23 protein-coding genes and 1 other RNA gene are annotated in these 23,912 nt (G+C 62.4%); 14 read left to right on the plus strand and 10 right to left on the minus strand.

Translation table 11 applies throughout. The annotated features are described in order from the left end of the window. Window positions 1–135: 135 nt before the first annotated feature. Window positions 136–588, minus strand: a complete 453-nt coding sequence (locus DXT77_RS22695; RefSeq protein WP_119429268.1) for an EVE domain-containing protein — start codon at window positions 586–588, stop codon at window positions 136–138. A gap of 197 nt (window positions 589–785) precedes the next feature. On the opposite strand from DXT77_RS22695, the gene DXT77_RS29945 reads away from it, so the two are divergent. Further along, the gene (locus DXT77_RS29945; protein ID WP_007911192.1) at window positions 786–941 is read left to right on the plus strand and encodes a hypothetical protein; all 156 of its coding nucleotides are present in this window, start codon (window positions 786–788) and stop codon (window positions 939–941) included. 37 nt (window positions 942–978) lie between these two features. Here the strand turns inward: DXT77_RS29945 and DXT77_RS22700 are convergent, their stop codons facing one another. From DXT77_RS22700 to DXT77_RS22715, 4 genes are all read right to left on the minus strand, one after another. Then, on the minus strand, window positions 979–1,584 hold the full coding sequence (locus tag DXT77_RS22700) for a 5-formyltetrahydrofolate cyclo-ligase (RefSeq protein ID WP_085708969.1): 606 nt from the start codon (window positions 1,582–1,584) through the stop codon (window positions 979–981). A gap of 80 nt (window positions 1,585–1,664) precedes the next feature. Further along, window positions 1,665–1,843, minus strand: a non-coding RNA gene (ssrS, locus tag DXT77_RS22705) — 6S RNA. Window positions 1,844–1,873: 30 nt separating this feature from the next. Then, window positions 1,874–2,191 (minus strand): cell division protein ZapA, encoded by a 318-nt coding sequence (locus tag DXT77_RS22710; RefSeq protein WP_007967943.1) that lies wholly within the window; start codon window positions 2,189–2,191, stop codon window positions 1,874–1,876. After that, window positions 2,188–2,397: a TIGR02449 family protein gene (locus tag DXT77_RS22715; protein WP_007940359.1), complete on the minus strand. Its 210-nt coding sequence runs from the start codon at window positions 2,395–2,397 to the stop codon at window positions 2,188–2,190. Before DXT77_RS22715 ends, DXT77_RS22710 begins: the two co-directional genes overlap by 4 nt. 125 nt (window positions 2,398–2,522) lie before the next feature. Here DXT77_RS22715 and DXT77_RS22720 point away from each other — a divergent pair, with 125 nt between their 5' ends. From DXT77_RS22720 to gcvH, 9 genes are all read left to right on the plus strand, one after another. After that, window positions 2,523–3,083 carry a YecA family protein gene (locus tag DXT77_RS22720; protein WP_119429269.1) on the plus strand — a complete coding sequence of 187 codons (561 nt, stop codon included), beginning with the start codon at window positions 2,523–2,525 and terminating at the stop codon, window positions 3,081–3,083. Between the two features lie 27 nt (window positions 3,084–3,110). Then, entirely contained in the window at window positions 3,111–4,445 is a 1,335-nt protein-coding gene (gene pepP, locus DXT77_RS22725) for a Xaa-Pro aminopeptidase (RefSeq protein WP_119429270.1), read from the plus strand. Beyond that, window positions 4,442–5,629 carry a 2-octaprenyl-6-methoxyphenyl hydroxylase gene (gene ubiH, locus DXT77_RS22730; protein ID WP_119429271.1) on the plus strand — a complete coding sequence of 396 codons (1,188 nt, stop codon included), beginning with the start codon at window positions 4,442–4,444 and terminating at the stop codon, window positions 5,627–5,629. Before pepP ends, ubiH begins: the two co-directional genes overlap by 4 nt. After that, window positions 5,622–6,107, plus strand: coding sequence for a DUF4442 domain-containing protein (locus tag DXT77_RS22735; protein WP_119429272.1), 486 nt, complete (start codon window positions 5,622–5,624; stop codon window positions 6,105–6,107). Before ubiH ends, DXT77_RS22735 begins: the two co-directional genes overlap by 8 nt. A 9-nt stretch (window positions 6,108–6,116) precedes the next feature. Next, entirely contained in the window at window positions 6,117–7,334 is a 1,218-nt protein-coding gene (locus tag DXT77_RS22740) for a 2-octaprenyl-3-methyl-6-methoxy-1,4-benzoquinol hydroxylase (RefSeq protein ID WP_178083486.1), read from the plus strand. A 222-nt stretch (window positions 7,335–7,556) separates the two neighbouring features. Beyond that, complete coding sequence (locus DXT77_RS22745) at window positions 7,557–8,561, plus strand: extracellular solute-binding protein (RefSeq protein ID WP_119429274.1); 1,005 nt, start codon at window positions 7,557–7,559, stop codon at window positions 8,559–8,561. Window positions 8,562–8,656: 95 nt separating this feature from the next. Then, on the plus strand, window positions 8,657–10,270 hold the full coding sequence (locus DXT77_RS22750; RefSeq protein WP_119429275.1) for an iron ABC transporter permease: 1,614 nt from the start codon (window positions 8,657–8,659) through the stop codon (window positions 10,268–10,270). Window positions 10,271–10,694: 424 nt separating this feature from the next. After that, a complete protein-coding gene (gene gcvT, locus DXT77_RS22755; RefSeq protein WP_119429276.1) occupies window positions 10,695–11,777 on the plus strand; it encodes a glycine cleavage system aminomethyltransferase GcvT in 1,083 nt (360 codons plus the stop codon). Between the two features lie 48 nt (window positions 11,778–11,825). Beyond that, window positions 11,826–12,209 carry a glycine cleavage system protein GcvH gene (gene gcvH / locus DXT77_RS22760; protein ID WP_085708978.1) on the plus strand — a complete coding sequence of 128 codons (384 nt, stop codon included), beginning with the start codon at window positions 11,826–11,828 and terminating at the stop codon, window positions 12,207–12,209. Window positions 12,210–12,281: 72 nt separating this feature from the next. On the opposite strand, the gene DXT77_RS22765 is transcribed toward gcvH, so the two are convergent. Continuing rightward, a complete protein-coding gene (locus tag DXT77_RS22765; RefSeq protein WP_119429277.1) occupies window positions 12,282–13,424 on the minus strand; it encodes a DegT/DnrJ/EryC1/StrS aminotransferase family protein in 1,143 nt (380 codons plus the stop codon). A 156-nt stretch (window positions 13,425–13,580) separates the two neighbouring features. On the opposite strand from DXT77_RS22765, the gene gcvP reads away from it, so the two are divergent. Next, complete coding sequence (gene gcvP / locus DXT77_RS22770) at window positions 13,581–16,454, plus strand: aminomethyl-transferring glycine dehydrogenase (protein ID WP_119429278.1); 2,874 nt, start codon at window positions 13,581–13,583, stop codon at window positions 16,452–16,454. A 54-nt stretch (window positions 16,455–16,508) separates the two neighbouring features. Here the strand turns inward: gcvP and DXT77_RS22775 are convergent, their stop codons facing one another. The 3 genes from DXT77_RS22775 to DXT77_RS22785 form a co-directional block, all read right to left on the minus strand. Further along, window positions 16,509–16,826 carry a DUF2388 domain-containing protein gene (locus DXT77_RS22775; RefSeq protein ID WP_007951791.1) on the minus strand — a complete coding sequence of 106 codons (318 nt, stop codon included), beginning with the start codon at window positions 16,824–16,826 and terminating at the stop codon, window positions 16,509–16,511. A 69-nt stretch (window positions 16,827–16,895) separates the two neighbouring features. Continuing rightward, window positions 16,896–18,680, minus strand: coding sequence for a GspE/PulE family protein (locus tag DXT77_RS22780; RefSeq protein ID WP_119429279.1), 1,785 nt, complete (start codon window positions 18,678–18,680; stop codon window positions 16,896–16,898). Between the two features lie 90 nt (window positions 18,681–18,770). Then, a complete protein-coding gene (locus DXT77_RS22785) occupies window positions 18,771–19,109 on the minus strand; it encodes a hypothetical protein (protein WP_119429280.1) in 339 nt (112 codons plus the stop codon). A 126-nt stretch (window positions 19,110–19,235) separates the two neighbouring features. Between DXT77_RS22785 and DXT77_RS22790 the strand changes: the two genes are divergently transcribed. Next, entirely contained in the window at window positions 19,236–19,706 is a 471-nt protein-coding gene (locus tag DXT77_RS22790; RefSeq protein ID WP_007951785.1) for an Lrp/AsnC family transcriptional regulator, read from the plus strand. An 84-nt stretch (window positions 19,707–19,790) separates the two neighbouring features. Here the strand turns inward: DXT77_RS22790 and DXT77_RS22795 are convergent, their stop codons facing one another. Continuing rightward, window positions 19,791–21,161, minus strand: coding sequence for an inorganic triphosphatase (locus tag DXT77_RS22795; protein ID WP_119429281.1), 1,371 nt, complete (start codon window positions 21,159–21,161; stop codon window positions 19,791–19,793). Between the two features lie 156 nt (window positions 21,162–21,317). Between DXT77_RS22795 and argE the strand changes: the two genes are divergently transcribed. Further along, on the plus strand, window positions 21,318–22,466 hold the full coding sequence (gene argE, locus DXT77_RS22800; RefSeq protein ID WP_119429282.1) for an acetylornithine deacetylase: 1,149 nt from the start codon (window positions 21,318–21,320) through the stop codon (window positions 22,464–22,466). A gap of 135 nt (window positions 22,467–22,601) precedes the next feature. Continuing rightward, on the plus strand, window positions 22,602–23,900 hold the full coding sequence (gene argA, locus DXT77_RS22805; RefSeq protein WP_007951778.1) for an amino-acid N-acetyltransferase: 1,299 nt from the start codon (window positions 22,602–22,604) through the stop codon (window positions 23,898–23,900). Window positions 23,901–23,912 lie beyond the last annotated feature (12 nt).

Raw genomic sequence — 23,912 nt, forward strand, 5'->3', positions numbered from 1 at the left:
TTGCTGTCCGGGCTGGCCCAATCGCGAGCAGGCTCGCTCCCACAGGGTTCATGTTGATCACAACGTTGTGATTCAACAAAGATCCATTGTGGGAGCGAGCCTGCTCGCGATGGCATTTACAGCGGCGCCAACCTACTACGGTTTCAACGCCATCACCGTCGCCCATTGCTCGGCCGTCACCGGCATCACCGACAGCCGCGAGCCCTTCTGCACCAGTGGCATCTCGGCCAGCGCGGTCTGCTGCTTCAGATATTCCAGCTTCAACACTCGGGCAAACGTCTCGACATGGGCGACATCGATCGCGCTCCAGGCGTTTTTCTCCGGCGTGGCTTTGGGGTCGAAGTAATGGCTCTCCGGTTCCAGTGCGGTGGGATCCGGGTACGCGGCTTCGATGATCCTGCCGATTCCGGCAATCCCCGGCTCCGGGCAGCTGGAGTGATAGAAAAAGAACTCATCCCCCACTGCCATGGCCCGCAGGAAATTGCGCGCTTGATAGTTGCGCACCCCGTCCCAGCGCGCCTTGCCGAGTTTTTCCAGACCCTTGATCGAGAGTTCGTCGGGCTCGGATTTCATCAGCCAATAGGCCATGGTGTGTGCTCCTGAAACGGTCATTGGGCAGGTTGTCGGGCAATTTTATGACAAACCGACAGTCGGTTGACGCCAGCATTTGCGCAGAGGTTCACGTTGTCGCAAAATGCCGGCCTTTAAAGCTTGACGCTGCTGCACGGCCTACGAATGGAAACCGCTGCTGTCATCGTGATGATGTGCCTTGAGGGGGGCAATCGATGAAACGCAAACCGGATTTGCTGTGGACTTTGGTGATTTTGTTCGGCCTTGGCGTCGTGACCACCGGTTATGCGCAAAGTCTGTGGGCCAACAAGGCCGATGCTCCGATTGAAGTGGCGCAACAAGTACAGCAGTCGACAGCGTTCAAACGCTGATCCCGTTCTCCCGACGCCGCTGATTCCCTCGCGGCGTCTACCCTGCGAAATACCACGCCTTGTCGGTCACCGTTCCCTGCAACGGTACATCCCAGCTGGCCTGCGCCAGTCGTTCCACTTTCTGACATTCATGGGCCAGGCCCAATAGCGTCGGCTTGCGCCAGTTCTGGCGTCGGGCCAGGTACGCGAGGCTGCGGTCGTAGAATCCGCCGCCCATCCCCAGGCGTCCGCCGACATCGTCAAATCCCACCAATGGCAACAACACCAGATCCAGGGCCCAGATCTTGCGCTGACGGGCGACATTGACCCGAGGTTCGAGAATACGAAAACGGTTGGGCCGCAGCTTTTCGCCGGGGCGGATCTGCTGAAAGACCATTTTGGTCCGCGGCCAGGCACTCAACACCGGCAGGTAGGTTTTCTTGCCGCGACGCTGGGCAGCGCGCAGCAACAGGCGCGGATCGATTTCACCGTCGGTGGGCAGGTACAGGGAAATGTGTTTCGCCCGACGAAATTGCGGGTCCTGCGCGAGTTGTTTGTACAGACCTTCGGCGGCCGCGCGTTGCTGACTTGGTGTCAGGGAGCGGCGGGCCTTGCGCAGCAGGCGGCGCAGTTGGGGACGGGGCAGCAGCGCGGGTTCGGTCATGGTCGGCTTCGGCAGGGTGGGGACGAAAACGTACGCATAAAAAATCCGATGCCGGCATGCACCGGCATCGGATTCGAATCAGGCTCCCCGGATGAGCCGCTGTCGACTTAGCCCTTGAACCCGAGAGTTCAAGGTGGAGGATGCAGTAGGCTTTAAGGCTTTCCGTCTGGCGGACATGCACACCAGCCCAACGTGCAACCCCCAGGGTAGTGCAAATCGGCTCAGGGACATCGTCAACTGGCAAGCACCCCAGGGAGTGCGGCGAGTATACCTCAAGCGGCCTGGCGAATCAGCCCTTGCTGATGTCCGGATCGTCGGCGAGCACCAGATCGACACGATCGAGCAAGTCACGCACCTGTTCACGGGTCGAGCCGCTGGCCTGGATGTCCGGGCGCTCTTCTTTGTGCAAGAGATCGTGGGTGATGTTCAGGGCGGCCATCACGGCGATGCGGTCGGCGCCGATGACTTTGCCGCTGCTGCGGATCTCGCGCATCTTGCCGTCCAGGTAACGCGCGGCACTGACCAGATTGCTGCGTTCTTCCTGGGGACAGATGATCGAATATTCTTTGTCGAGGATCTGCACGGTAACGCTATTGCTTGAACTCATGAGTCTTGCTCCAGGGCCTTGAGGCGCGAAATCATCGACTCGACCTTACGCCGGGCGATTTCGTTTTTTTCAATGAGGTGCGCGCGTTCCTCGCGCCAGGTCTTTTCCTGAGCTAGTAAGAGTGCGTTTTGACTCTTTAGTTGCTCGACCCGAGTAATCAGCAGTTCGAGTCTGGCCATCAGCGCTTGCAGGTCGGTGTCTTCCATTGTGTCCACTGATTCGGTCTGATGGGTTTGGCTGAGGGACAGCCTTTAATGGTCTTGGCGAGTCTGTCGATGTAGGATACAAGGCCTTCATTCTAGACATAGCGCCGTCTGGCGCCTAGCTGCCCATGCCCATTCAGAATTCTCCGTACCAAGCCTTCGCCACCCTGCTGACTGCCAGCGGTCACAACGTCTCGCCTGCCGAACTGCATGGCCTGCTGCTCGGCCGCAGCTGCGCCGGTGCCGGCTTCAATGCCGAAGAATGGCTGATCGACGCCGCCGAGCTGCTCGAAAGCGAGCCGCAGGACAACGTCCGCAACGCGCTCATCGGCCTGCAGGAAATGGTCAAGGGCGAGCTCACCGGCGACGACGTGACCGTCGTGCTGCTGTTGCCGACCGATGACGTGCCACTGACCGATCGCGCTGCCGCACTGGGCCAGTGGTGCCAGGGCTTCCTCACCGGTTTCGGGCTGAACTGCCGCGACAGCAGCATGCTGAGCACCGAGGCCACCGAGGTGTTGCAGGATCTGGCAGCGATCTCCCAGGTGCAAGATGCACTGGAAGAATCCGAAGACGGCGAAAGCGACTATATGGAAGTCATGGAGTACCTGCGTGTAGCGCCGCTGCTGCTGTTTTCCGAAACCAAGAAAGCCGACGTGCCGCCAGCCGCCAAGCCGTCGCTGCACTGATCGCGTGCCAGGGAAAGCCATCTGCCCATGATCCATATCCCGAAAGCGGAATACGCCCGTCGCCGCAAGGCACTCATGGCGCAGATGGAACCCAACAGCATCGCCATCCTGCCCGCCGCCGCAGTTGCCATCCGCAACCGTGACGTCGAGCACGTCTACCGCCAGGACAGCGACTTCCAGTACCTGAGCGGTTTCCCCGAGCCACAGGCGGTCATCGTCCTGATGCCCGGTCGCGAGCACGGCGAATACGTGCTGTTCTGCCGTGAACGCAATGCCGAACGGGAACTCTGGGACGGCCTGCGCGCCGGCCAGGAAGGCGCGATTCGCGACTTTGGCGCCGACGACGCCTTCCCCATCACCGACATCGACGACATCCTGCCGGGCCTGATCGAGGGCCGCGACCGGGTGTATTCGGCCATGGGCAGCAATCCGGAATTCGACCGTCACCTGATGGACTGGATCAACGTGATCCGCTCCAAGGCGCACCTCGGCGCCCAGCCGCCGAACGAATTCGTTGCCCTGGATCACCTGCTGCACGACATGCGCCTGTATAAATCGGCGGCAGAAGTGAAGGTGATGCGCGAAGCGGCGCGGATTTCCGCCCAGGCTCACATCCGGGCGATGCAGGCCAGTCGTGCCGGCCTCTACGAATACAGCCTCGAAGCTGAACTCGATTACGAGTTCCGCAAGGGCGGGGCGAAGATGCCGGCCTATGGCTCGATCGTCGCTGCCGGGCGCAATAGCTGCATCCTGCATTACCAGCAGAATGATGCGTTGCTCAAGGACGGTGACCTGGTGCTGATCGACGCCGGTTGCGAAATCGACTGCTACGCCAGCGACATCACGCGGACGTGGCCGGTCAACGGCAAGTTTTCCGCCGAGCAGAAAGCGATCTACGAATTGGTATTGGCCTCGCAGGAAGCCGCGTTCGCCGAAATCGCCCCGAACAAGCACTGGAACCAGGCGCACGAAGCCACGGTTCGGGTCATCACCACGGGGCTGGTGAAGCTGGGGTTGTTGCAGGGCGAGGTGGACGAGTTGATAGCCTCCGAGGCCTACAAGGCGTTTTACATGCACCGCGCCGGCCACTGGCTGGGGATGGATGTGCATGACGTCGGTGAATACAAGGTCGGTGGCGAATGGCGAGTGCTGGAAGTCGGCATGGCGCTGACCGTGGAGCCGGGCATCTACATCGCCCCGGACAATCAGAAAGTAGCGAAGAAATGGCGCGGCATTGGCGTGCGCATCGAGGACGACGTGGTAGTGACCAAGAGCGGTTGTGAAATCCTGACGGGTGGTGTGCCGAAAACCGTCGCCGAGATCGAAGCCCTGATGGCGCAAGCACGGACACACGCGGCATGAGTCGGGTCAATCTGGCAATCATCGGTGGCGGTCTGGTCGGCGCCAGTCTGGCGTTGGCGCTGCAGGCCGGGGCCAAGGCCCGGGGCTGGAAGATCGTGCTGATCGAACCTTTCGCTCCCGGCGACAGCTGGCAGCCGAGCTACGACGCACGTTCGTCGGCGCTGTCCTTTGGCTCGCGGCAGATTTATCAGCGGCTGGGCGTGTGGCAGGAAATCTCCCGCCGCGCCGAGCCGATCAAGCAGATTCATGTGTCCGACCGTGGACGTTTTTCCACCGCCCGACTGTCGGCGATGGAAGAGGGCGTCCCGGCGCTCGGCTATGTCGTGGAAAACGCCTGGCTCGGCCACAGCCTTTGGCAACACCTCGACAAAGACGTGATCAGTTGGCGCTGCCCGGCGGAAGTCACCCACATGGAACCGTTGCCGGACGGCTATCGTCTGACCCTCAACGATGAGACTACGGTCGAATGCGATCTGGCGGTGCTCGCCGATGGCGGCCGCTCCGGTCTTCGTGAGCAACTGGGCATCAACGTGCGCAAGCGCCCGTACAACCAGAGCGCGCTGATCGCCAACATCACCCCGAGCGAAGCGCACAACGGCATGGCTTTCGAGCGCTTCACCGATGAAGGCCCGATGGCGCTGCTGCCGCTGCCGGAAAACCGCTGCGCGCTGGTCTGGACCCGTCTGGGCATGGACGCGCAACGGCTGGCGGACCTGAGTGATCGTGATTTCCTCAGCGAGCTGCAAGGCGTGTTCGGTTACCGCCTCGGCACGTTGAAGCAGGTCGGCGCGCGGCATCTGTATCCGCTGTCGCTGGTGGAGGCCGAAGAGCAGGTGCGTTCGCACCTCGCCGTACTCGGCAACGCCGCCCACAGCCTGCATCCGATTGCCGGTCAGGGTTTCAACCTGTCCCTGCGCGATGCCGATGCGTTGGCTGCCGCGCTGCTGGCCAGCGACAAACCGCTGGGAGATTTCGCCACGCTGCAGGCCTATCGCGAGCGCCAGCGCCTCGATCAGGACCTCACCGTGGGCTTCTCCGATCAGGTGACGCGCCTGTTCGGCAGCACTCAGCCGCTGGTGTCGCTGGGGCGCAACATCGGCCTGCTCGGCCTCGATCTGCTGCCGCCGGCCAAACGCTGGTTCGCCCGTCAGGCCATGGGGCTGGGGACGCGGCCGGATGCGTGAGTGGCTGATCAAACAGTTTGGCAAGGCGCGGCTGATGCGCTGGATCATGACGTTCTACCCGCCGTACTTCGGAGCCGGTGTCCGGGTGAAGCACATCAGCGATGACTTTCGTGACATCCAGGTCTCGATGGGCCTGGGCTGGTACAACCGCAATTACGTCGGCACCCAGTTCGGCGGCAGTCTGTATTCGATGGTCGATCCGTTCTTCATGTTGATGCTCATGGAGAACCTCGGCTCGCGGTACATCGTCTGGGACAAGGCCGCTGACATTGATTTCATTGCGCCGGGCAAAGGCCCGGTGTTCGCCCGGTTCAACATCGACGACACCCTGCTCGACGAGATCCGTCGGCAGACCGCCAGTGGCGAGAAATACCTGCCGCAGTTGCAGGTCGACATTCATGATGGCGCCGGCAACCTGGTGGCGCGGGTCGGTAAAACCCTTTACGTGCGGCTCAAGCCGCAAGCGAGACAGGCTTAAAGCATGGAAATGCGCGCAGATGTGCTGATTGTCGGAGCCGGAATGGTCGGCAGCGCCCTGGCGCTGGCGTTGCAGGACAGCGGGCTGGAAGTCCTGCTGCTCGACGGCAGCCCGCTGAGCGTCAAACCCTTCAATGGCGATGCGCCGTTCGAGCCGCGAGTCAGCGCGTTGTCGGCAGCCAGTCAGCGAATCCTTGATCGCCTCGGCGTGTGGGACGGCATCGTCAACCGTCGCAGCAGCCCGTACACCGACATGCATGTCTGGGATGGCAGCGGCACCGGGCAGATCCATTTCTCGGCCAGCAGCGTGCACGCCGAAGTGCTCGGCCACATTGTCGAAAACCGCGTGGTACAGGATGCCTTGCTCGACCGTCTGCATGATTGCGATCTGGGCCTGCTGGCCAATGCGCGGCTGGAGCAGATGCGCCGCTCCGGTGACGACTGGCTGCTGACCCTGGCCGACGGCCGCACCCTGCGCGCGCCGCTGGTGATCGCGGCGGACGGTGCCAATTCCGCCGTGCGCCGTCTGACCGGCGTCGCCACTCGCGAATGGGATTATCTGCATCACGCCATCGTCACCAGCGTGCGCAGCAGCAAGCCGCACCGCATGACCGCGTGGCAGCGCTTCACCGATCACGGGCCGCTGGCGTTTCTGCCGCTGGAGCGTGATGGTCAGCAGGACTGGTGCTCGATCGTCTGGTCGACCACGCCGAGCGAAGCCGAGCGGCTGATGGCGCTGGATGAAGCGGATTTCTGCCGTGAACTGGAGCGTGCCTTCGAAGGTTGCCTCGGCGACGTCATCAGCGCCGACCCGCGGCTGTGCGTGCCGCTGCGTCAGCGTCACGCCAAGCGCTACGTGGCCGAAGGGCTGGCGTTGATCGGCGATGCCGCGCACACCATTCACCCGTTGGCGGGGCAGGGCGTAAACCTCGGTTTCCTCGACGCTGCCGTGCTGGCTGAAGTGCTGCTGCAAGCCAACGAACGCGGCGAGCGTCTGGCGGACGTGAAAGTGCTGAGTCGCTACGAGCGCCGGCGCATGCCACATAACCTGGCGCTGATGGCGGCGATGGAAGGATTCGAACGGTTGTTCCAGGCCGATCCGCTGCCGCTGCGCTGGTTGCGCAACACCGGACTGAAAATCGTCGAGCAGATGCCTGAGGCAAAGGCTCTCTTTGTGCGTGAGGCCCTCGGATTGACCGGTGATCTTCCGGCACTCGCCAAACCCTGAGATCTTCATCGCGGCTGATAACCTCTTCGCGAGCAGGCTCGCTCCCACAGTTTGTAATGCATTCCAATGTGGGAGCGAGCCTGCTCGCGAAAGCGGCAGTCCAGCCACCGGGACATTCGCCCCGTGCAACATCTGGTAACTCCTTGGGAAAGTGATCGATTGAGCTGGTAAATGTGAGTCCTTATCATTTGGACCACTTTTCCCGACCGAGAGATCACTCCCATGTTGGCACCCCAGCGTCTTCTGACCGCACTGGCCCTGACCCTGATTGGCAGCACCGCCGCCCAGGCCGCCGATGAGGTGGTGGTCTACTCGTCGCGCATCGATGAACTGATCAAACCGGTGTTCGATGCCTATACCGCCAAGACCGGGGTGAAGATCAAGTTCATCACCGACAAGGAAGCGCCGCTGATGCAGCGGATCAAGGCCGAAGGCGAGAACGCCACCGCCGACCTGCTGCTGACCGTCGATGCCGGCAACCTCTGGCAGGCCGAGCAGATGGGCATTCTCCAGCCGTTCACTTCGAAAACCATCGACGCCAACATTCCTCTGCAATATCGCTCGTCCAGCCACGCCTGGACCGGTCTGAGCCTGCGCGCGCGGACCATCGCCTACTCCACTGAGCGTGTGAAACCGGGCGAGCTGACCACCTACGAAGCGCTGGCCGACAAGAACTGGGAAGGCCGCCTGTGCCTGCGCACGGCGAAGAAGGTCTACAACCAGTCGCTGACCGCCACCATGATCGAAGTCCACGGCGCCGAGAAAACCGAGAAGATCCTCAAGGGCTGGGTCAACAACCTGTCCACCGACGTGTTCTCCGACGACGTCGCGGTGCTGGAGGCGATCAACGCCGGCCAGTGCGACGTCGGCATCGTCAATACCTACTACTACGGTCGCCTGCACAAGCAGAAGCCGGATCTGCCGGTGAAACTGTTCTGGCCGAACCAGGCGGATCGCGGTGTGCACGTCAACCTGTCGGGCATCGGTTTGACCAGGCACGCACCGCACCCGGAAGCGGCCAAGGCACTGGTGGAGTGGATGACCACGCCTGAGGCGCAGAAGATCTTCGCTGACGTGAACCAGGAATTCCCGGCGAATCCGGCGGTGAAACCTTCGGAAGAAGTAGCGGCGTGGGGGCAGTTTGTCGCCGATACGCTGCCGGTTGAGGTGGCAGGGAAGCGACAGGCTGAAGCGATCCGGATGATGGATCGGGCGGGTTGGAACTGACGCTGCGAGCCGAATCGCCGCAAGCGTGACGCGTAGCGTCACACGATAAGTGCCCACGCCATGCGTGGGCACAATCATTCAACGAGAGTTTTTCCTTGGCCCACCCCGCCCAGCGCCGCTGGTACCCCATCGTCTTCGCCATCGCCGCGTTGGTGTTGCTCCCTCTCAGCGTCCTGCTGTTGTCGTGGCAGACCATCGACCAGCAGATCTGGTCGCACCTGTGGGAAACCCAGATGCCACGCCTGCTGGGCAACACACTGACGCTGGTCTTCGGCGTAGGTGTCGGTGTGACGCTGATTGGCGTAAGTCTCGCCTGGCTCACCAGCCTCTGCGAATTCCCCGGCCGGCGCTGGCTCGACTGGGCGTTGATGCTGCCGTTCGCGATCCCGGCCTACGTGTTGGCATTCGTGTTCGTTGGCCTGCTGGACTTCGCCGGTCCTGTGCAAAGCCTGCTGCGCGAATGGTTCGGAACCGGTCTGCGCCTGCCAAGGGTGCGCTCCACCGGTGGGGTGATCCTGGTGTTGGTGCTGGTGTTCTACCCCTACGTTTACCTGCTGGCCCGCACTGCGTTTCTTGCTCAAGGCAAAGGCCTGATGGAAGCGGCGCGGGTGCTCGGCCAGTCACCGTGGCAGGCGTTCTGGCGCGTGGCATTGCCGATGGCGCGACCGGCCATCGGCGCCGGGGTGGCGCTGGCGTTGATGGAAACCCTGGCGGATTTCGGCGCGGTGTCGGTGTTCAACTTCGATACCTTCACCACCGCGATCTACAAGACCTGGTATGGCTTCTTCAGCCTGTCGAGCGCAGCGCAACTGGCCAGCCTGTTGTTGCTGGTGGTGATGCTGGTGCTGTACGGCGAACGCCGCGCCCGGGGTGCCAATCGGGCGAGTAACGAGCGGCCGCGGGTGAAGGCGCTGTATCACCTGCGCGGGCCCAAGGCCTGGGCGGCAACCGGCTGGTGCGCTCTGGTGTTCGCCTGTGCGTTTGTCATCCCGGTGTTGCAACTGGTGGTGTGGTTCTGGCAGCGCGGGCGTTTCGATCTGGATGAGCGTTACGCCGGGCTGATTCTGCACACCCTGTATCTGGGCGGCATGGCGGCGTTGATCACGGTCAGCGTGGCAATGTTGCTGGTATTCGCCCGACGTCTGGCACCGAATCCGGCAATCCGTTCCGGCGTCAGTCTGGCCAACCTCGGCTACGCGTTGCCGGGCTCGGTGCTGGCGGTGTCGATCATGCTGGCGTTCAGTTATCTGGATCGTGAGTTGGTGATTCCGCTGTCCGGCTGGCTCGGCGGTGCAGGCAAACCGTTGCTGCTGGGCAGTCTGGCGGCGTTGCTGATGGCTTATCTGGTGCGCTTCGTGGCGGTGGCCTACGGGCCGCTGGAAAGCAGTCTGGCGCGTATACGGCCTTCTTTGCCTGAAGCGGCACGTAGCCTGGGTGTCAGTGGGCCGCGACTGTTTTTCAAAGTGTATCTGCCGTTGTTGCTGCCCGGCACGCTCAGCGCCGCGTTGCTGGTGTTCGTCGATGTGCTCAAGGAAATGCCCGCCACCCTGCTGATGCGCCCGTTTGGCTGGGACACGCTGGCCGTGCGCATCTTCGAGATGACCAGCGAAGGCGAATGGGCGAGGGCGTCGTTGCCGGCGCTGACGCTGGTGCTGGTCGGTCTGTTGCCGGTCATCGGACTTATCCGCCGCTCGGCGCACAGAAACTAGGGGGCGTTCTCAATTGGTTTCCCCTCCGCGCCGGGTCTGCTGTTGTGCAGGGCAAGGCGCGAGAAGCGTGGTTTGGTTGTTCCAAATAAGCTTCGAGCAACGCAGCCCTGCACAACAGCAGGCCCGGCCCTTCGGGTTGTGCCTTAAAGCGAGCCAGCCTGCGTTGCAGGCCTTGAAAAGGGAACACCATTCTCTGCGGCCTGCGCCTTGCCTGGCTCGCTTTAAGGCGACAACGCGGAGAGGAAACCAATTGAGAACGCCCCCATAGTCGTCAGTCCTGAATCATGCGGCTACAATGCGCGGCATTCGGTGCGGTCCGTCTGACAGACCCTGTCGCTGAAATCGGCTGAAAGCCTTCTCTTTCGGGGCTTTCAAACCGTCCAGCAGCGCTCCGCACCTTCGCCACGCCCGGAAGGAGAAACCCATGGGACAGCGTACGCCTCTGTATGACCTGCATCTCGCCCTTGGCGCGAAGATGGTCGATTTTGGCGGTTGGGACATGCCACTGCATTACGGCTCGCAGGTCGAGGAGCACCACGAGGTGCGTCGCGATTGCGGGGTGTTCGATGTATCCCACATGACCGTGATCGATGTCGCCGGTAACCAGGCCAAGGCCTGGCTCCAGCATTTGCTGGCCAATGACGTCGAACGCCTGCACAGCCCCGGCCGTGCGTTGTACAGCACCATGCTCAACGAGCGCGGCGGCATCGTCGACGACATGATCGTCTATCGCCTCGAGGACGGTTACCGACTGGTGGTCAACGCCTCGACCCGAGATCAGGACCTGGCCTGGATGCAGGCCCATCTCACCGGCTTCGACGTGCAGCTGCAAGAGCGCACGGATCTGGCGATGCTCGCCATTCAAGGCCCCCATGCCCGGCACAAGATTGCCGAACTGGTGACCCAGTCCCGCGCCAATCTGATCCAGATGCTCAAGCCGTTCGAAGGTCAGGTCGATGGCGACTGGTTCATTGCCCGTACCGGTTACACCGGTGAGGACGGACTGGAAATTGCCCTGCCGGCCGATCAGGCCCCCGGATTCTTCAACGATCTGGTGGGCGCCGGCATTTCTCCCATCGGGCTCGGCGCTCGCGACACCTTGCGGGTGGAAGCGGGGATGAACCTCTACGGTCAGGACATCCATCAGGATGTTTCGCCACTGGCCTCGAACATGGCCTGGAGCATCGCCTGGGAGCCGGCCACGCGCCGGTTCATCGGCCGCGATGCGCTGGAAGCGGAAAAAGCCGCCGGCGTGCAGCACAAACTGGTGGGCCTGGTGCTTGAGGAACGCGGGGTTTTGCGTGCGCATCAGGTAGTTCGTATCGCTGATGTTGGCGAAGGAGAGATCACCAGTGGTAGTTTCTCTCCTACGCTTAGCAAGTCGATTGCCCTGGCGCGTGTACCGATGGCGACTGCCGACCGCGCCGAAGTGGAAATCCGTGGCAAGTGGTATCCGGTGCGAGTGGTCAAACCGACCTTCGTCCGTCACGGCAAAACCTTGATCTAACCTTTTCCGGCGGGCACGACCGCTGACAATTTCTTGAGGACACCGAGCATGAGCAATATCCCCGCCGACCTGCGTTTTGCCGAAAGTCATGAATGGGCGCGCCTGGAAGCCGACGGCACCGTCACCGTGGGCATCAGCGATCACGCACAGCAAGCGCTGGGCGACGTGGTGTTTGTCGAGCTGACTGAAGTCGGCAAGGTGTTTGCTGCCGGTGATGCGGCGGGTGTTGTCGAGTCGGTGAAGGCCGCTTCCGACATCTACTCCCCGGTCGGCGGTGAAGTCATTGCGGTCAACGAAGAGTTGGCGGATTCGCCGGAGCTGCTGAACGAAGAACCGTACAGCTCGTGGATCTTCAAGCTCAAGCCAAGCGACAAGTCCGAGCTGGACAAGCTGCTCGACGCCGCGGCCTACAAGCAGTCCATCGGCGAGTAAGCTTCAAGCAATTCCGCAAAGCCCCGATCCGTCGGGGCTTTTTTGTGGGTGCAGTTTCTTATCGGGGATGACTCAGGCGTTGCCCAGTACCGCTTTGACCGCCGCCACCGAGCGCTCGACATCGGCCTTGGTCATGGCCGTGAACATCGGCAACGACACGATCAGCCGTCCGACCCGTTCGGCCACCGGCAACATGCCTTCCTTGAAACCGCGCTCGCGGTACAGGCTCAGCAAATGGATCGGCGGGTAGTGATAACCGATGCCGATGCCCAGCGCCTGAATCTGCTCCATGAACGTGGCCCGCGCCGGCAAGCCGTCCTTGCGCTCCGGCAGCACCAGCTGGAACAAGTGCCAGTTGCTGTTGGTGAAGTCGGCGGGCGGCAGTTGCGCGCCGTACGTGGCTTCGAAGTCATCGCCAAAGCATTTGAAGTAATGGCGAGCCAGTTCCTGACGATGGGCCGTGAGGGCATCGATGTGGGCGAACTGGCCGAGGCCGATGGCCGCTGCGATGTCGGTCATGTTGAACTTGCCGCCCAGCACATCGACATCCAGGCCGTCGAAACCGGTGCGGGTGACGCCCTGCAGGCGATATTTCTCCGCCAGACGCGCTTCCTCGGGCGTGTTCAGCACCAGGCAGCCACCCTCGGAGCAGGTCACGTTCTTGTTGGCCTGGAAGCTGAACGACACGAAGTCGCCGGTGGCGCCGATGCGCTGGCCGTTCCAGCTCGAACCCAGGGCCTGGGCGGCGTCTTCGATGATGCGCAGGTTGTGCTTTTTGGCGATGGCGTACAGGCGCTCCATGTCCACCGGCAGCCCGGCGAGGTAGACCGGAATGACGGCTTTGGTGCGCGGGGTGATGGCCGCTTCCAGTTTATCCAGGTCGATGTTGCGGGTGACCGGGTCGATGTCGGCGAACACCGGGGTGGCGCCCACTTCAAGAATCACGTTGGCCGTGGCCACCCAGGAGATCGGCGTGGTGATCACTTCGTCTCCCGGCCCGATGCCGGCGATGCGCAGGGCAATCTCCATGGTGCAGGTGCCGGAGTTGAAGGTGCGTACCGGACGCCCGCCGAAATACTCCGACAGTTGCGCTTCGAAGGCCTGGACCTTCGGCCCGCTGGTGATCCAGCCGGAACGCAGGACATCGCCGACGGCGGCGATGGTGGCTTCGTCGATAACAGGTTTGGAAAACGGCAGAAACGGCAGTTGGCTCATGAGGATTCGATCATCCAGGGGTTGGGCGCGTGTTACAGGTGCCACAGCATGCCCCGTTCGACCACCTGCCGCCAAGCCGTCCGCGACGGTATCGACTGCTATGCTGGTTTGACCGTGTTGCATTGACGCCGAGCGCCAGCCAAGAGAGAGCCCGTCATGTCCCAGTTGCCATCCTTGAGCCAGTTACGCGACCCCCATGCCTTCCTGCGCCGTCACCTCGGCCCCGATGCCGCCGAGCAGCAGGCCATGCTCGACAGTCTGGGCCTGGGCAGCCGGATCGAACTGATCGAGCAGACTGTCCCGCCCGCCATTCGCCTCAACCGTGAACTGGATCTGCCGCCCGCGCTGGACGAGCAGGCCGCGCTGGCGAAACTGCGCGGGTACGCCGAACAGAATCAGGTCTGGACCAGCCTGATCGGCATGGGTTACCACGGCACCCTCACGCCGACGGTCATTCTGCGCAACGTGCTGGAAAATCCCGGCTGGTACACCGCGTATACGCCGTATCAACCGGAAATTGCCCAGGGCCGGCTCGAAGCGTTGCTCAATTTTCAGCAACTGACCATCGACCTCACCGGTCTGGAGCTGGCCAACGCTTCGCTGCTCGATGAAGCCACAGCGGCCGCCGAGGCCATGGCGCTGGCCAAACGTGTGGCGAAGTCGAAGAGCAATCTGTTTTTCGTCGATGAAAACTGTCACCCGCAAACCATTTCCGTGGTGCAGACCCGCGCCGAAGGCTTCGGCTTCGAGCTGATCGTCGGCGCTGTGGATAACTTGAAGCAGCACCAGGTGTTCGGCGCACTGCTGCAATACCCCGATACCCATGGCGAGGTCCGTGACCTGCGTCCTTTGATTGATCACTTGCATGCGCAACAGGCGCTGGCCTGTGTCGCGGCCGATCTGCTGAGTCTGTTGTTGCTGACACCGCCGGGTGAACTGGGCGCCGATGTGGTGTTCGGCTCGTCCCAGCGTTTCGGCGTGCCGATGGGGTACGGCGGGCCGCATGCGGCGTTTTTCGCCAGTCGCGAGGAGTACAAGCGGGCGATTCCCGGGCGCATCATCGGTGTCTCGAAAGACGCGCGGGGCAACGTTGCGCTGCGCATGGCCCTGCAGACCCGCGAGCAGCACATCCGTCGGGAGAAGGCCAATTCGAACATTTGCACGGCCCAGGTGCTGCTGGCCAACATCGCCAGTTTCTATGCCGTGTACCACGGCCCGGAAGGTCTGAAGCGCATTGCCCAGCGAGTCCATCGGCTGACCTGCATCCTCGCTGCCGGCCTTGAGCGGCATGGCATCAAACGCATCAACCAGCAGTTTTTCGACACACTGACCCTGGACGTCGGCGGCGCGCAGACGGCGATCATCGAAAGCGCTCAGGCTGCGCAGATCAACCTGCGAATTCTCGGTCGCGGCCACTTGGGCCTGAGCCTCGATGAAACCTGTGACGAGAGCACCGTCGGCAAACTGTTCGATGTGCTGTTGGGTGTCGATCATGGGCTCAACGTCGAAGAACTCGACGCCGAAGTGTTGGTATCCGGAATTCCTGACAATTTGCAACGCAGCTCGCCGTACCTGCGCCATCCGGTGTTCAACGCCCATCACAGCGAAACCGAGATGCTGCGCTACCTCAAGCAGCTGGAGAACAAGGATCTGGCGCTCAACCAGTCGATGATCCCGCTCGGCTCCTGCACCATGAAACTCAACGCCACCAGCGAGATGATCCCGATCACCTGGCCGCAGTTCGCCAACTTGCACCCGTTCGTGCCTCGAGAGCAGGCCGTCGGTTACACGCTGATGATCGAGGAGCTGGAGCGCTGGTTGTGCGCGATTACCGGGTTCGACGCGATCTGCATGCAGCCCAACTCCGGCGCCCAGGGCGAATACGCCGGGTTGCTGGCGATCCGCAAATATCACGAAAGCCGCCACCAGGGCGGGCGCGACATCTGCCTGATTCCGTCATCGGCCCACGGCACCAACCCGGCCTCGGCGCAGATGGCCGGGATGCGCGTGGTGATCGTCGAGTGCGACGAGGCGGGCAACGTCGATCTGGATGATCTGAAATCCAAGGCATCCGAGGCGGGAGACAAGTTGTCGTGCCTGATGGCGACGTATCCGTCGACCCACGGCGTGTACGAGGAGGGCATCAGCGAAATCTGCGAAGTTATCCACAAGCACGGCGGTCAGGTGTACATGGACGGTGCCAATCTCAATGCCCAGGTCGGGCTGACGCGGCCGGCGGACATCGGCGCCGACGTCTCGCACATGAACCTGCACAAGACCTTCTGTATTCCCCACGGCGGAGGCGGGCCGGGCATGGGACCGATCGGCATTCGCGCGCATCTGGCACCGTTCGTCGCCAATCACCCGGTGGTGCCGATCGACGGCCCGCAGCCGCAGAACGGCGCGGTGAGCGCGGCACCCTGGGGCAGTGCGAGCATTTTGCCGATCAGCTGGATGTACATCGCGATGATGGGGCCGCAACTGGCGGACGCCAGCGAAGTGGCGATCCTTGCGGCGAATTACCTGGCGCAGCATCTGTCCGGCGCCTTTCCGGTGCTCTACACCGGGCGCAATGATCGGGTGGCCCACGAGTGCATTCTGGATCTGCGGCCGCTGAAAGCGCAGACCGGCATCAGCGAGGAAGACATCGCCAAGCGCCTGATGGATTACGGCTTCCATGCGCCGACCATGTCGTTCCCGGTGCCGGGTACCTTGATGGTCGAGCCGACCGAGAGTGAATCCAAGGCTGAACTGGACCGCTTCATCGGCGCCATGTTGAGCATCCGCGCGGAAATCACCGAAGTGCAGAACGGTAACTGGCCGGCCGAGGACAACCCGCTCAAGCGGGCGCCGCATACGCTGGCCGATGTCACCGGCGTCTGGGAACGGCCCTACAGCATCGAGCAGGGCATTACCCCGGATGCGCACACCAAGGCGCACAAGTACTGGCCGGCGGTGAACCGGGTGGACAACGTTTATGGCGACCGCAATCTGTTCTGCGCCTGCGTGCCGGTGGACGACTACCGCTGATTGGCGGACAAAAAAATGCCGCTCAAATGAGCGGCATTTTTGTGGGCGACAGATTTATTCCGAGGCCACGGCGTTCTTCGCCAGGATCGCGTTCGCCAGTTCCATGTCCGTCGCCTGCAGGCCCGGGTTGTCGGCACGGACTTTCTGCATGGCGGCTTCCAGGTACGGGCCACGAATGCCGCCATCGCTGGCAACGAAACTGCCGGCGTCGTCCTGGGCGGCGACGATCAGCTTGTGATCCTTGAAGGTCAGGTACGTCGAGCCGGTGGTGGCGCCGGACGAAATGACGTTACGCCAAAAGCTGTCAGCCATTGCCGAACCGACGGGCAGAGACAGCAGGGCAAGGGTGGCGACAGCAAGTTTGAGACGCATGAGGGATGACTCCACTGGTGTTGAATAACGGCTTGGATCGTCATTTCGACGATCCGGTTCCGTGACGGGCTATTTCTGCTCGCTCTGCGGCGTCACCCGCAGCACCTCCTCGATGGTCGTCAGCCCCGCCGCGACTTTCTGCGCGCCGGACAGCCGCAGGCTGCGCATGCCTTCCTTGAAAGCCTGTCGCCGGAGCGCCGTCAGATCGGTATCCGGGCTGATCAGCCCCTTGAGACTGTCGGTCAGCTGCATGATTTCGTAGACCCCGGCGCGGCCGTGATAGCCGGTGTCGCGGCATTCCAGGCAGCCGATGGCCCGTTGCGCGTTGCCCGGCAGCGGCGCCTGCCACGGCCGGGTCAGGGTTTGCCAGTCCTCTTCGGCGACAGGCAACGGCGCCTTGCAGTGCGGGCACAGTGTGCGCACCAGACGCTGGGCCATGACCCCGAGCACCGTGGCCTTGATCAAATAATGCGGCACGCCGAGTTCCAGCAGACGGCTGATGGCGCTCGGCGCGTCGTTGGTGTGCAGGGTCGAGAGCACCAAGTGCCCGGTCAATGCGGCCTGGATCGCCATTTCGGCGGTCTCCAGGTCGCGGATCTCGCCGATCATGATGATGTCCGGGTCCTGCCGCATCAGCGCTCGCACGCCGGCGGCGAAGGTCAGGTCGATGTTGTGCTGCACCTGCATCTGGTTGAAGGCCGGCTCGACCATCTCGATCGGGTCCTCGATGGTGCAGAGGTTGACCTCCGGGGTCGCCAGTTTTTTCAGGGTGGTGTAGAGCGTGGTGGTCTTGCCCGAACCGGTCGGGCCGGTCACCAGAATGATGCCGTTGGGCTGCCGGGTCATGTCCTGCCAGCGCCGCAGGTCGTCGGCGGAAAACCCGAGTTGGTCGAAATCCTTGAGCAGCACTTCCGGGTCGAAGATCCGCATCACCATTTTTTCGCCGAACGCGGTGGGCAGGGTCGACAGGCGCAACTCGACCTCGCCGCCGTCCGGGGTCTTGGTCTTGACCCGGCCGTCCTGGGGTTTGCGCTTCTCGGCGACGTTCATCCGGCCGAGGCTTTTCAGGCGGCTGACGATGGCCATCGTCACCTGTGGCGGAAACTGATAGACGTTGTGCAGCACGCCGTCGATGCGAAAGCGCACCGTGCCTTGCTCGCGCCGTGGCTCGATGTGGATATCGCTGGCCCGCTGCTGGAAGGCGTACTGGAACAGCCAGTCGACGATGTTGACGATGTGCGCGTCGTTGGCGTCCGGCTCCTGATCGCTGGCGCCGAGGTTGAGCAGTTGTTCGAAGTTGCCGAGGTTGCTGCCCGGCTGGCCGGCGTTGCTGGCACCGCTGACCGACTTGGCGAGGCGAAAGAACTCGACGCTGAAGCGCTGGATGTCCGCCGGATTGGCCACCACCCGTTTGACCGGCAGTTTCAGCACGTGGGTCAGATCGGCTTCCCAGCCCCTGACGTAAGGCTGGGCGCTGGCCACGGTCACCGCATCGCGATCAACCGATACCGCGAGGATCTTGTGGCGCTGGGCGAAGGCGTAGGACATCAGCGGCGTCACGGCGGCGACATTGATCTTCAGCGGATCGATGCGCAGGTACGGCTGGCCGGCCTGCTGCGCCAGCCACAGGGTCAGGCTTTCCAGGTCCAGGTGTTTGCCCGGACGGCTGAGGTCGTCCAGTTGCTGGCCGGCGATGAATTCCAGCGGATGCATCTGACCGTGGGTCGCCTGCCGACGACGGGCATTCAGCGCGTGTTCGGCCGAGTCCTGGCTGATGAAGCCCTGGGCGACCAGCTCACGCAAGACATCATTGAGATCCAGCCAGCGGTCCTGAGTGGCGAGTTGAACGGACATGCGGGCTCCTTTTGAACGACAGTCCGCAAAGGATAGTCGTGGCCCCGCCGACCGTTGGGCCACTACCCGACAAAGGCGTTTCCGCTTTTGTCAGCCAGCCGCCTGAGCCGGCGCATCCCACGCCGCATCGGGGTTTTGCAGATTCACCGAACAGACGCTGATCAGGTTACGAAGTTTTTCCGCGATCACCTGGGCGCGATGCCAGCTCAGGCCACCCATGACGATGTCGATGGACAGCAGGTCGTCCAGCCGCTGGACATTGACCTGTTCCGGGGTGAGGAACTGCAAGGCGAACAGGTTCAGCACCCGCACCAGCAGATCCGGCTCGGCCTCGGCCAGAATCTGGTACTGCGCAATGCAATGGGCATTGCTGACGTTCCACACATCGGCACGGAGCGCTGGGGTGTTAACGGCTTCGAGGTGCGGCATGGCAGGTCTCCGGAATCAGTGGAGAAATTTTTACATTCGATGCCGGGCATTTCTTGTCTAAGATGAGCCGATTGGCCGGTTGATAGGGTGGATCAATTCGGTATTGGCTGCTTTTGAGGATTATTTATGCACAGTGAACTGGACAGCTATGACCGGCGCATTCTCGCCCTGCTGCAAGAGGACGCTTCCTTGTCCAGCGCACAGATCGCCGAACAGGTGGGTTTGTCGCAGTCGCCGTGCTGGCGGCGGATTCAGCGGATGAAAGAGGAGGGGATCATTCGCGGCCAGGTGACTTTGCTCGATCGCAAGAAAATCGGCCTGAACACGCAGATCTTCGCCGAAATCAAACTCAACGCCCACGGTCGTTCGAACTTCACCGAATTCACCGAGGCGATTCGCGGCTTTCCGGAGGTGCTGGAGTGTTACGTGTTGATGGGGGCGGTGGATTTCCTGCTGCGGATCGTCGCGGCGGACATCGAGGCGTATGAGCGGTTCTTCTTCGAGAAGCTGTCGCTGGTGCCGGGGATTCAGGAAGTGAACTCGATTGTGGCGCTGTCGGAGATCAAGTCCACGACGAGTTTGCCAGTACTGCGCTGAAAGTACTGGCCTCATCGCTAGCAGGCTAGCTCCCACAGTTGGAATGCATTTCTCTGTGGGAGCGAGCCTGCTCGCGAAGGGGGGTTACATGCGCAGCAGCATTTTCCAGGCGCGATTCTGGTAAACCGCAATCGCCTGATGCTTGCGTGCATCAAGCAGTTCATCGCTGATGGTCGGCTCGTTGGCCAGTTGCGCCAGTTTGTTCAGCTCGCCGTACAGACGATCCATTTCCGGGATCTCCAGCACGTTGCGCGCGTGGTGCAGCCAGACCTGGATGCGTTCGATGCGCGGCAGTTGCTCGGCCAGATCTTCCGGCTGCTGCTGATAACGCTGCAATTGCAGGGAAGTGGCTTCTTCGCCCAGCAGGCGCGGCAGCCAGCTTTGCAACTGCGCGGCACCCTGGCGATTGCCACGGGTGTTGCGGTCGGCAGCCCAGGTGCGGGCCAGCAACCAGCGCGAGGTGTTCAGCGAGAACAGGCCCCAGCGCGGGTCTTCCAGTTCTTCGAGGAACTGCTCCGGCGCGGCTTTGCGCACGTCTTCGTCTTCAAGGCCGACCTGTACCAGCGGGCGCCAGTCTTCCAGCAAGGCATCCAGTGCCACACGCAGGTCGTGGGTCGACTGACGCGGCGCGGCCTGGCCGAGGCTGCTGAGCAGGGCGCGCATTTCCGCAAGGTTCTCGACCCAGTCCTGCAGCAAGCGCCAGTGGCCGTTGAAGCGATACTGTTCGGCCAGACGCTGACTGCTGCCGAGCAGGTGCCAGCTCAGGGCGGCGAAGGCGTCGTCCAGCGGGGTTTCTGCGGTGATGGCCGGCGCCGGCAGGCTCAGCGAGTAGCTGTTGGCGTCGTACAGGCGATAGCCGCGTTCGGCCTTGCTGATGTCGCAAGGCATCAGGGCCAGGGTTTCGGCCAGTTCGGCTGCCAGTTCCAGCAGCGCGGCAGGCTCGCCTTCGCGCAGTTCCAGTTCCAGCTCGCAGATTTCTTCTTTCTGCTTGCCGACCACTACGTGGCCCAGGTCCAGCGCGGCTTCGATGACCACTTTGGTCTTGCCACGGCCCCAGGCGATTTCGGCGCGCTCGCGGACGAAATCGGTGGTGAAGATCGGTTTCAGGGTTTTCTTGTCCAGCTCGGCGAGGGACTCGGGCCAGCATTCGCCGTCGAGTTTCTTCACGTCGAGCTTGGCTTTGGGCAGGTGCCAGTCGTATTCGTTACGCTCGGACAGACCGGCGACGCTCTGGCCACGGGTCTTGAGGGTCTGAATCACTTCTTCGCCGTCCTTGCGCAGGCGCAGGGCAACCTTGGCCCGGGCCAGATCACGCTCGGGTGTGTCGAAATACTGATTCATCAACTCACGGCGTTCCCAGCCACTTTTGTTGCGTTTTTTCAGGAGAGGGTGCTCGCGCAGGGCGGCGAGGGTTTCGCGGCTGACGCGGAGTTTGATTTCGGTTTCTTTCTGCATGGCCGGAAAATCCAGGATCGGGAGCGCAGCCGGGGGAATGTGTGGCTGCCAAGGTCGTGCAGTGTACAGGACTGAACCTTCCTACGCTTTGCGGCGGTTTATTCTCGGCGCCGGATGGTTCTATGATGGACTTCAATCCGGGAGTTGGAGTCAGCGATGCCTTTGCCATCCATGCAAGACCAGTTCGCTGCACTGATCGCCGTGCCGTCGGTCAGTTGCACCCAGCCGAACCTGGATCAATCCAACCGGGCGGTGATCGACCTGCTCGCCGGATGGCTGGGTGATCTGGGCTTCAGTTGCGACATCCAGCAGGTCAGCCCCGGCAAGTTCAACCTGCTCGCCAGTTTCGGCAGCGGCCCCGGCGGGCTGGTGCTGGCCGGGCACAGCGACACGGTGCCCTACGATGATGCGTTGTGGAAAACCGACCCGCTGAAACTCACCGAAGTCGACGGCCGCTGGGTCGGCCTCGGCAGTTGCGACATGAAGGGCTTTTTCGCCCTGATCATCGAAGCCGTGAAACCGCTGCTCGAACAGCCGTTCAGGCAGCCATTGTTGATCCTCGCCACCTGTGATGAAGAAAGCTCGATGTCCGGTGCCCGGGCGCTGGCCGAAGCGGGGAAGCCGCTGGGCCGGGCGGCAGTGATCGGCGAGCCGACCGGGCTCAAGCCGATCCGCATGCACAAGGGCATCATGATGGAGCGCATCGATATCCTCGGGCAGAGCGGCCATTCGTCGGATCCGCGTCTGGGGCATAGCGCCCTCGAAGCGATGCACGACGCCATCGGTGAGCTGCGTGGCCTGCGCCTGCTGTGGCAGCGCGAATTCAACAACCCGCAGTTCAGCGTGCCGCAGCCGACCATGAACTTCGGCTGCATCCATGGTGGCGACAACCCCAACCGTATCTGTGGTCAGTGTTCGCTGGAGTTCGATCTGCGGCCGTTGCCGGGGATGGACCCCAAAGTCTTGCGCACCGAAATCCTGCGCAAGCTCAACCCGGTCGCCGAGCGGCATCAGGTGAAGATCGATTACGCGCCGCTGTTCCCCGAAGTGCCGCCGTTCGAGCAGGCCGAGGACGCCGAGCTGGTGCGAATCGCCGAAAAACTCACCGGCCATACGGCCGAAGCGGTAGCGTTCGGCACCGAAGCGCCTTATCTTCAGCGCCTTGGCTGCGAAACCATCGTGCTCGGTCCCGGCGACATCGCCTGCGCCCACCAGCCGGACGAGTACCTTGAAATGTCACGTTTGCAGCCTACCGTGCATCTATTGCGGCAGTTGATCGAACATTACTGTCTCAAAGCTGTATAAATTGCCGTCCTGCCAACCCGTATTCATGAGGAGAGCGCGCGTGTCGCCAAGCCTGTTCCGACGATAACCATCAGCCCGCTGTGCGTTTTCCGTTTCGCCCTTTTTCCGGCTGCTATTTATTACAGGCCCAGGTTCATGCCCGAATACGTCAATTGGCTTCGTCACGCGTCTCCTTATATCAATGCCCACCGCGACTGCACCTTCGTCGTCATGCTGCCCGGCGACGGCGTGGAGCATCCGAATTTCGGCAACATCGTCCATGACATCGTGCTGCTGCACAGTCTTGGCGTGCGACTGGTGCTGGTGCACGGTTCCCGTCCACAGATTGAAACCCGCCTTGCCGCTCGCGGCCTGACCCCGCATTACCACCACGGCATGCGCATCACCGATGCCGCAACCCTTGAGTGCGTGATCGACGCAGTCGGCCAGCTGCGCATCGCTATCGAAGCGAGGCTGTCGATGGACATGGCCTCGTCGCCGATGCAGGGCTCGCGCCTGCGAGTAGCCAGCGGCAACCTGGTGACCGCGCGGCCGATCGGCGTGCTGGAAGGTGTCGACTATCACCACACCGGTGAAGTGCGCCGGGTCGACCGCAAAGGTATCAACCGTCTGCTCGACGAGCGCTCCATCGTATTGCTGTCGCCGCTGGGTTATTCGCCGACCGGTGAGATTTTCAACCTGGCCTGCGAAGACGTCGCCACCCGCGCCGCCATCGACCTGGGTGCCGACAAACTGCTGCTGTTCGGTGCCGACCTCGGTCTGATCGACGAAAACGGCAAACTGGTGCGTGAGCTACGCCCGCAACAGGTGCCGGCGCATTTGCAGCGTCTGGGCAGCAACTATCAGGCGGAACTGCTGGATGCCGCCGCCGAAGCCTGCCGTGGCGGCGTGGCGCGCAGCCATATCGTCAGTTATGCCGAGGACGGCGCGCTGCTGACCGAACTGTTCACCCGTGACGGTGGCGGTACGCTGGTGGCCCAGGAGCAATTCGAGCTGGTGCGCGAGGCGGCGATTGAAGACGTCGGCGGTCTGCTCGACCTGATCAGTCCGCTGGAGGAGCAGGGGATTCTGGTGCGTCGTTCCCGTGAAGTGCTGGAGCGCGAGATCGAGCAGTTCAGCGTGGTCGAGCGCGAAGGGATGATCATCGCCTGTGCGGCGCTGTATCAGATTGCCGATTCGGATGCCGGTGAACTGGCGTGCCTGGCGGTGAATCCTGAATACCGTCATGGCGGTCGTGGCGACGAGTTACTGGAACGCATCGAGACCCGTGCCCGGGCGCAGGGCCTGAAGACGCTGTTCGTCCTCACCACCCGCACCGCCCACTGGTTCCGCGAGCGTGGGTTCGAACCGAGCAGCGTCGAGCGTCTGCCGGCGGCCCGGGCTTCTCTCTATAACTATCAGCGCAATTCGAAAATCTTCGAAAAGTCTCTGTAACGTGGTGCCCTC

The organism is Pseudomonas sp. 91RF, assembly GCF_003576265.1.
Classification (GTDB): Bacteria; Pseudomonadota; Gammaproteobacteria; order Pseudomonadales; family Pseudomonadaceae; genus Aquipseudomonas; species Aquipseudomonas kribbensis.

What these genes read in the sequence shown, in the direction of transcription:
- DXT77_RS22695 (WP_119429268.1), bottom strand. Translation starts at nt 588, where the DNA reads ATGGCCTATTGGCTGATGAAATCCGAGCCCGACGAACTCTCGATCAAG.
- DXT77_RS29945 (WP_007911192.1), top strand. Translation starts at nt 786, where the DNA reads ATGAAACGCAAACCGGATTTGCTGTGGACTTTGGTGATTTTGTTCGGC.
- DXT77_RS22700 (WP_085708969.1), bottom strand. Translation starts at nt 1,584, where the DNA reads ATGACCGAACCCGCGCTGCTGCCCCGTCCCCAACTGCGCCGCCTGCTG.
- DXT77_RS22710 (WP_007967943.1), bottom strand. Translation starts at nt 2,191, where the DNA reads ATGAGTTCAAGCAATAGCGTTACCGTGCAGATCCTCGACAAAGAATAT.
- DXT77_RS22715 (WP_007940359.1), bottom strand. Translation starts at nt 2,397, where the DNA reads ATGGAAGACACCGACCTGCAAGCGCTGATGGCCAGACTCGAACTGCTG.
- DXT77_RS22720 (WP_119429269.1), top strand. Translation starts at nt 2,523, where the DNA reads ATGCCCATTCAGAATTCTCCGTACCAAGCCTTCGCCACCCTGCTGACT.
- pepP (WP_119429270.1), top strand. Translation starts at nt 3,111, where the DNA reads ATGATCCATATCCCGAAAGCGGAATACGCCCGTCGCCGCAAGGCACTC.
- ubiH (WP_119429271.1), top strand. Translation starts at nt 4,442, where the DNA reads ATGAGTCGGGTCAATCTGGCAATCATCGGTGGCGGTCTGGTCGGCGCC.
- DXT77_RS22735 (WP_119429272.1), top strand. Translation starts at nt 5,622, where the DNA reads ATGCGTGAGTGGCTGATCAAACAGTTTGGCAAGGCGCGGCTGATGCGC.
- DXT77_RS22740 (WP_178083486.1), top strand. Translation starts at nt 6,117, where the DNA reads ATGCGCGCAGATGTGCTGATTGTCGGAGCCGGAATGGTCGGCAGCGCC.
- DXT77_RS22745 (WP_119429274.1), top strand. Translation starts at nt 7,557, where the DNA reads ATGTTGGCACCCCAGCGTCTTCTGACCGCACTGGCCCTGACCCTGATT.
- gcvT (WP_119429276.1), top strand. Translation starts at nt 10,695, where the DNA reads ATGGGACAGCGTACGCCTCTGTATGACCTGCATCTCGCCCTTGGCGCG.
- gcvH (WP_085708978.1), top strand. Translation starts at nt 11,826, where the DNA reads ATGAGCAATATCCCCGCCGACCTGCGTTTTGCCGAAAGTCATGAATGG.
- DXT77_RS22765 (WP_119429277.1), bottom strand. Translation starts at nt 13,424, where the DNA reads ATGAGCCAACTGCCGTTTCTGCCGTTTTCCAAACCTGTTATCGACGAA.
- gcvP (WP_119429278.1), top strand. Translation starts at nt 13,581, where the DNA reads ATGTCCCAGTTGCCATCCTTGAGCCAGTTACGCGACCCCCATGCCTTC.
- DXT77_RS22775 (WP_007951791.1), bottom strand. Translation starts at nt 16,826, where the DNA reads ATGCGTCTCAAACTTGCTGTCGCCACCCTTGCCCTGCTGTCTCTGCCC.
- DXT77_RS22780 (WP_119429279.1), bottom strand. Translation starts at nt 18,680, where the DNA reads ATGTCCGTTCAACTCGCCACTCAGGACCGCTGGCTGGATCTCAATGAT.
- DXT77_RS22785 (WP_119429280.1), bottom strand. Translation starts at nt 19,109, where the DNA reads ATGCCGCACCTCGAAGCCGTTAACACCCCAGCGCTCCGTGCCGATGTG.
- DXT77_RS22790 (WP_007951785.1), top strand. Translation starts at nt 19,236, where the DNA reads ATGCACAGTGAACTGGACAGCTATGACCGGCGCATTCTCGCCCTGCTG.
- DXT77_RS22795 (WP_119429281.1), bottom strand. Translation starts at nt 21,161, where the DNA reads ATGCAGAAAGAAACCGAAATCAAACTCCGCGTCAGCCGCGAAACCCTC.
- argE (WP_119429282.1), top strand. Translation starts at nt 21,318, where the DNA reads ATGCCTTTGCCATCCATGCAAGACCAGTTCGCTGCACTGATCGCCGTG.
- argA (WP_007951778.1), top strand. Translation starts at nt 22,602, where the DNA reads ATGCCCGAATACGTCAATTGGCTTCGTCACGCGTCTCCTTATATCAAT.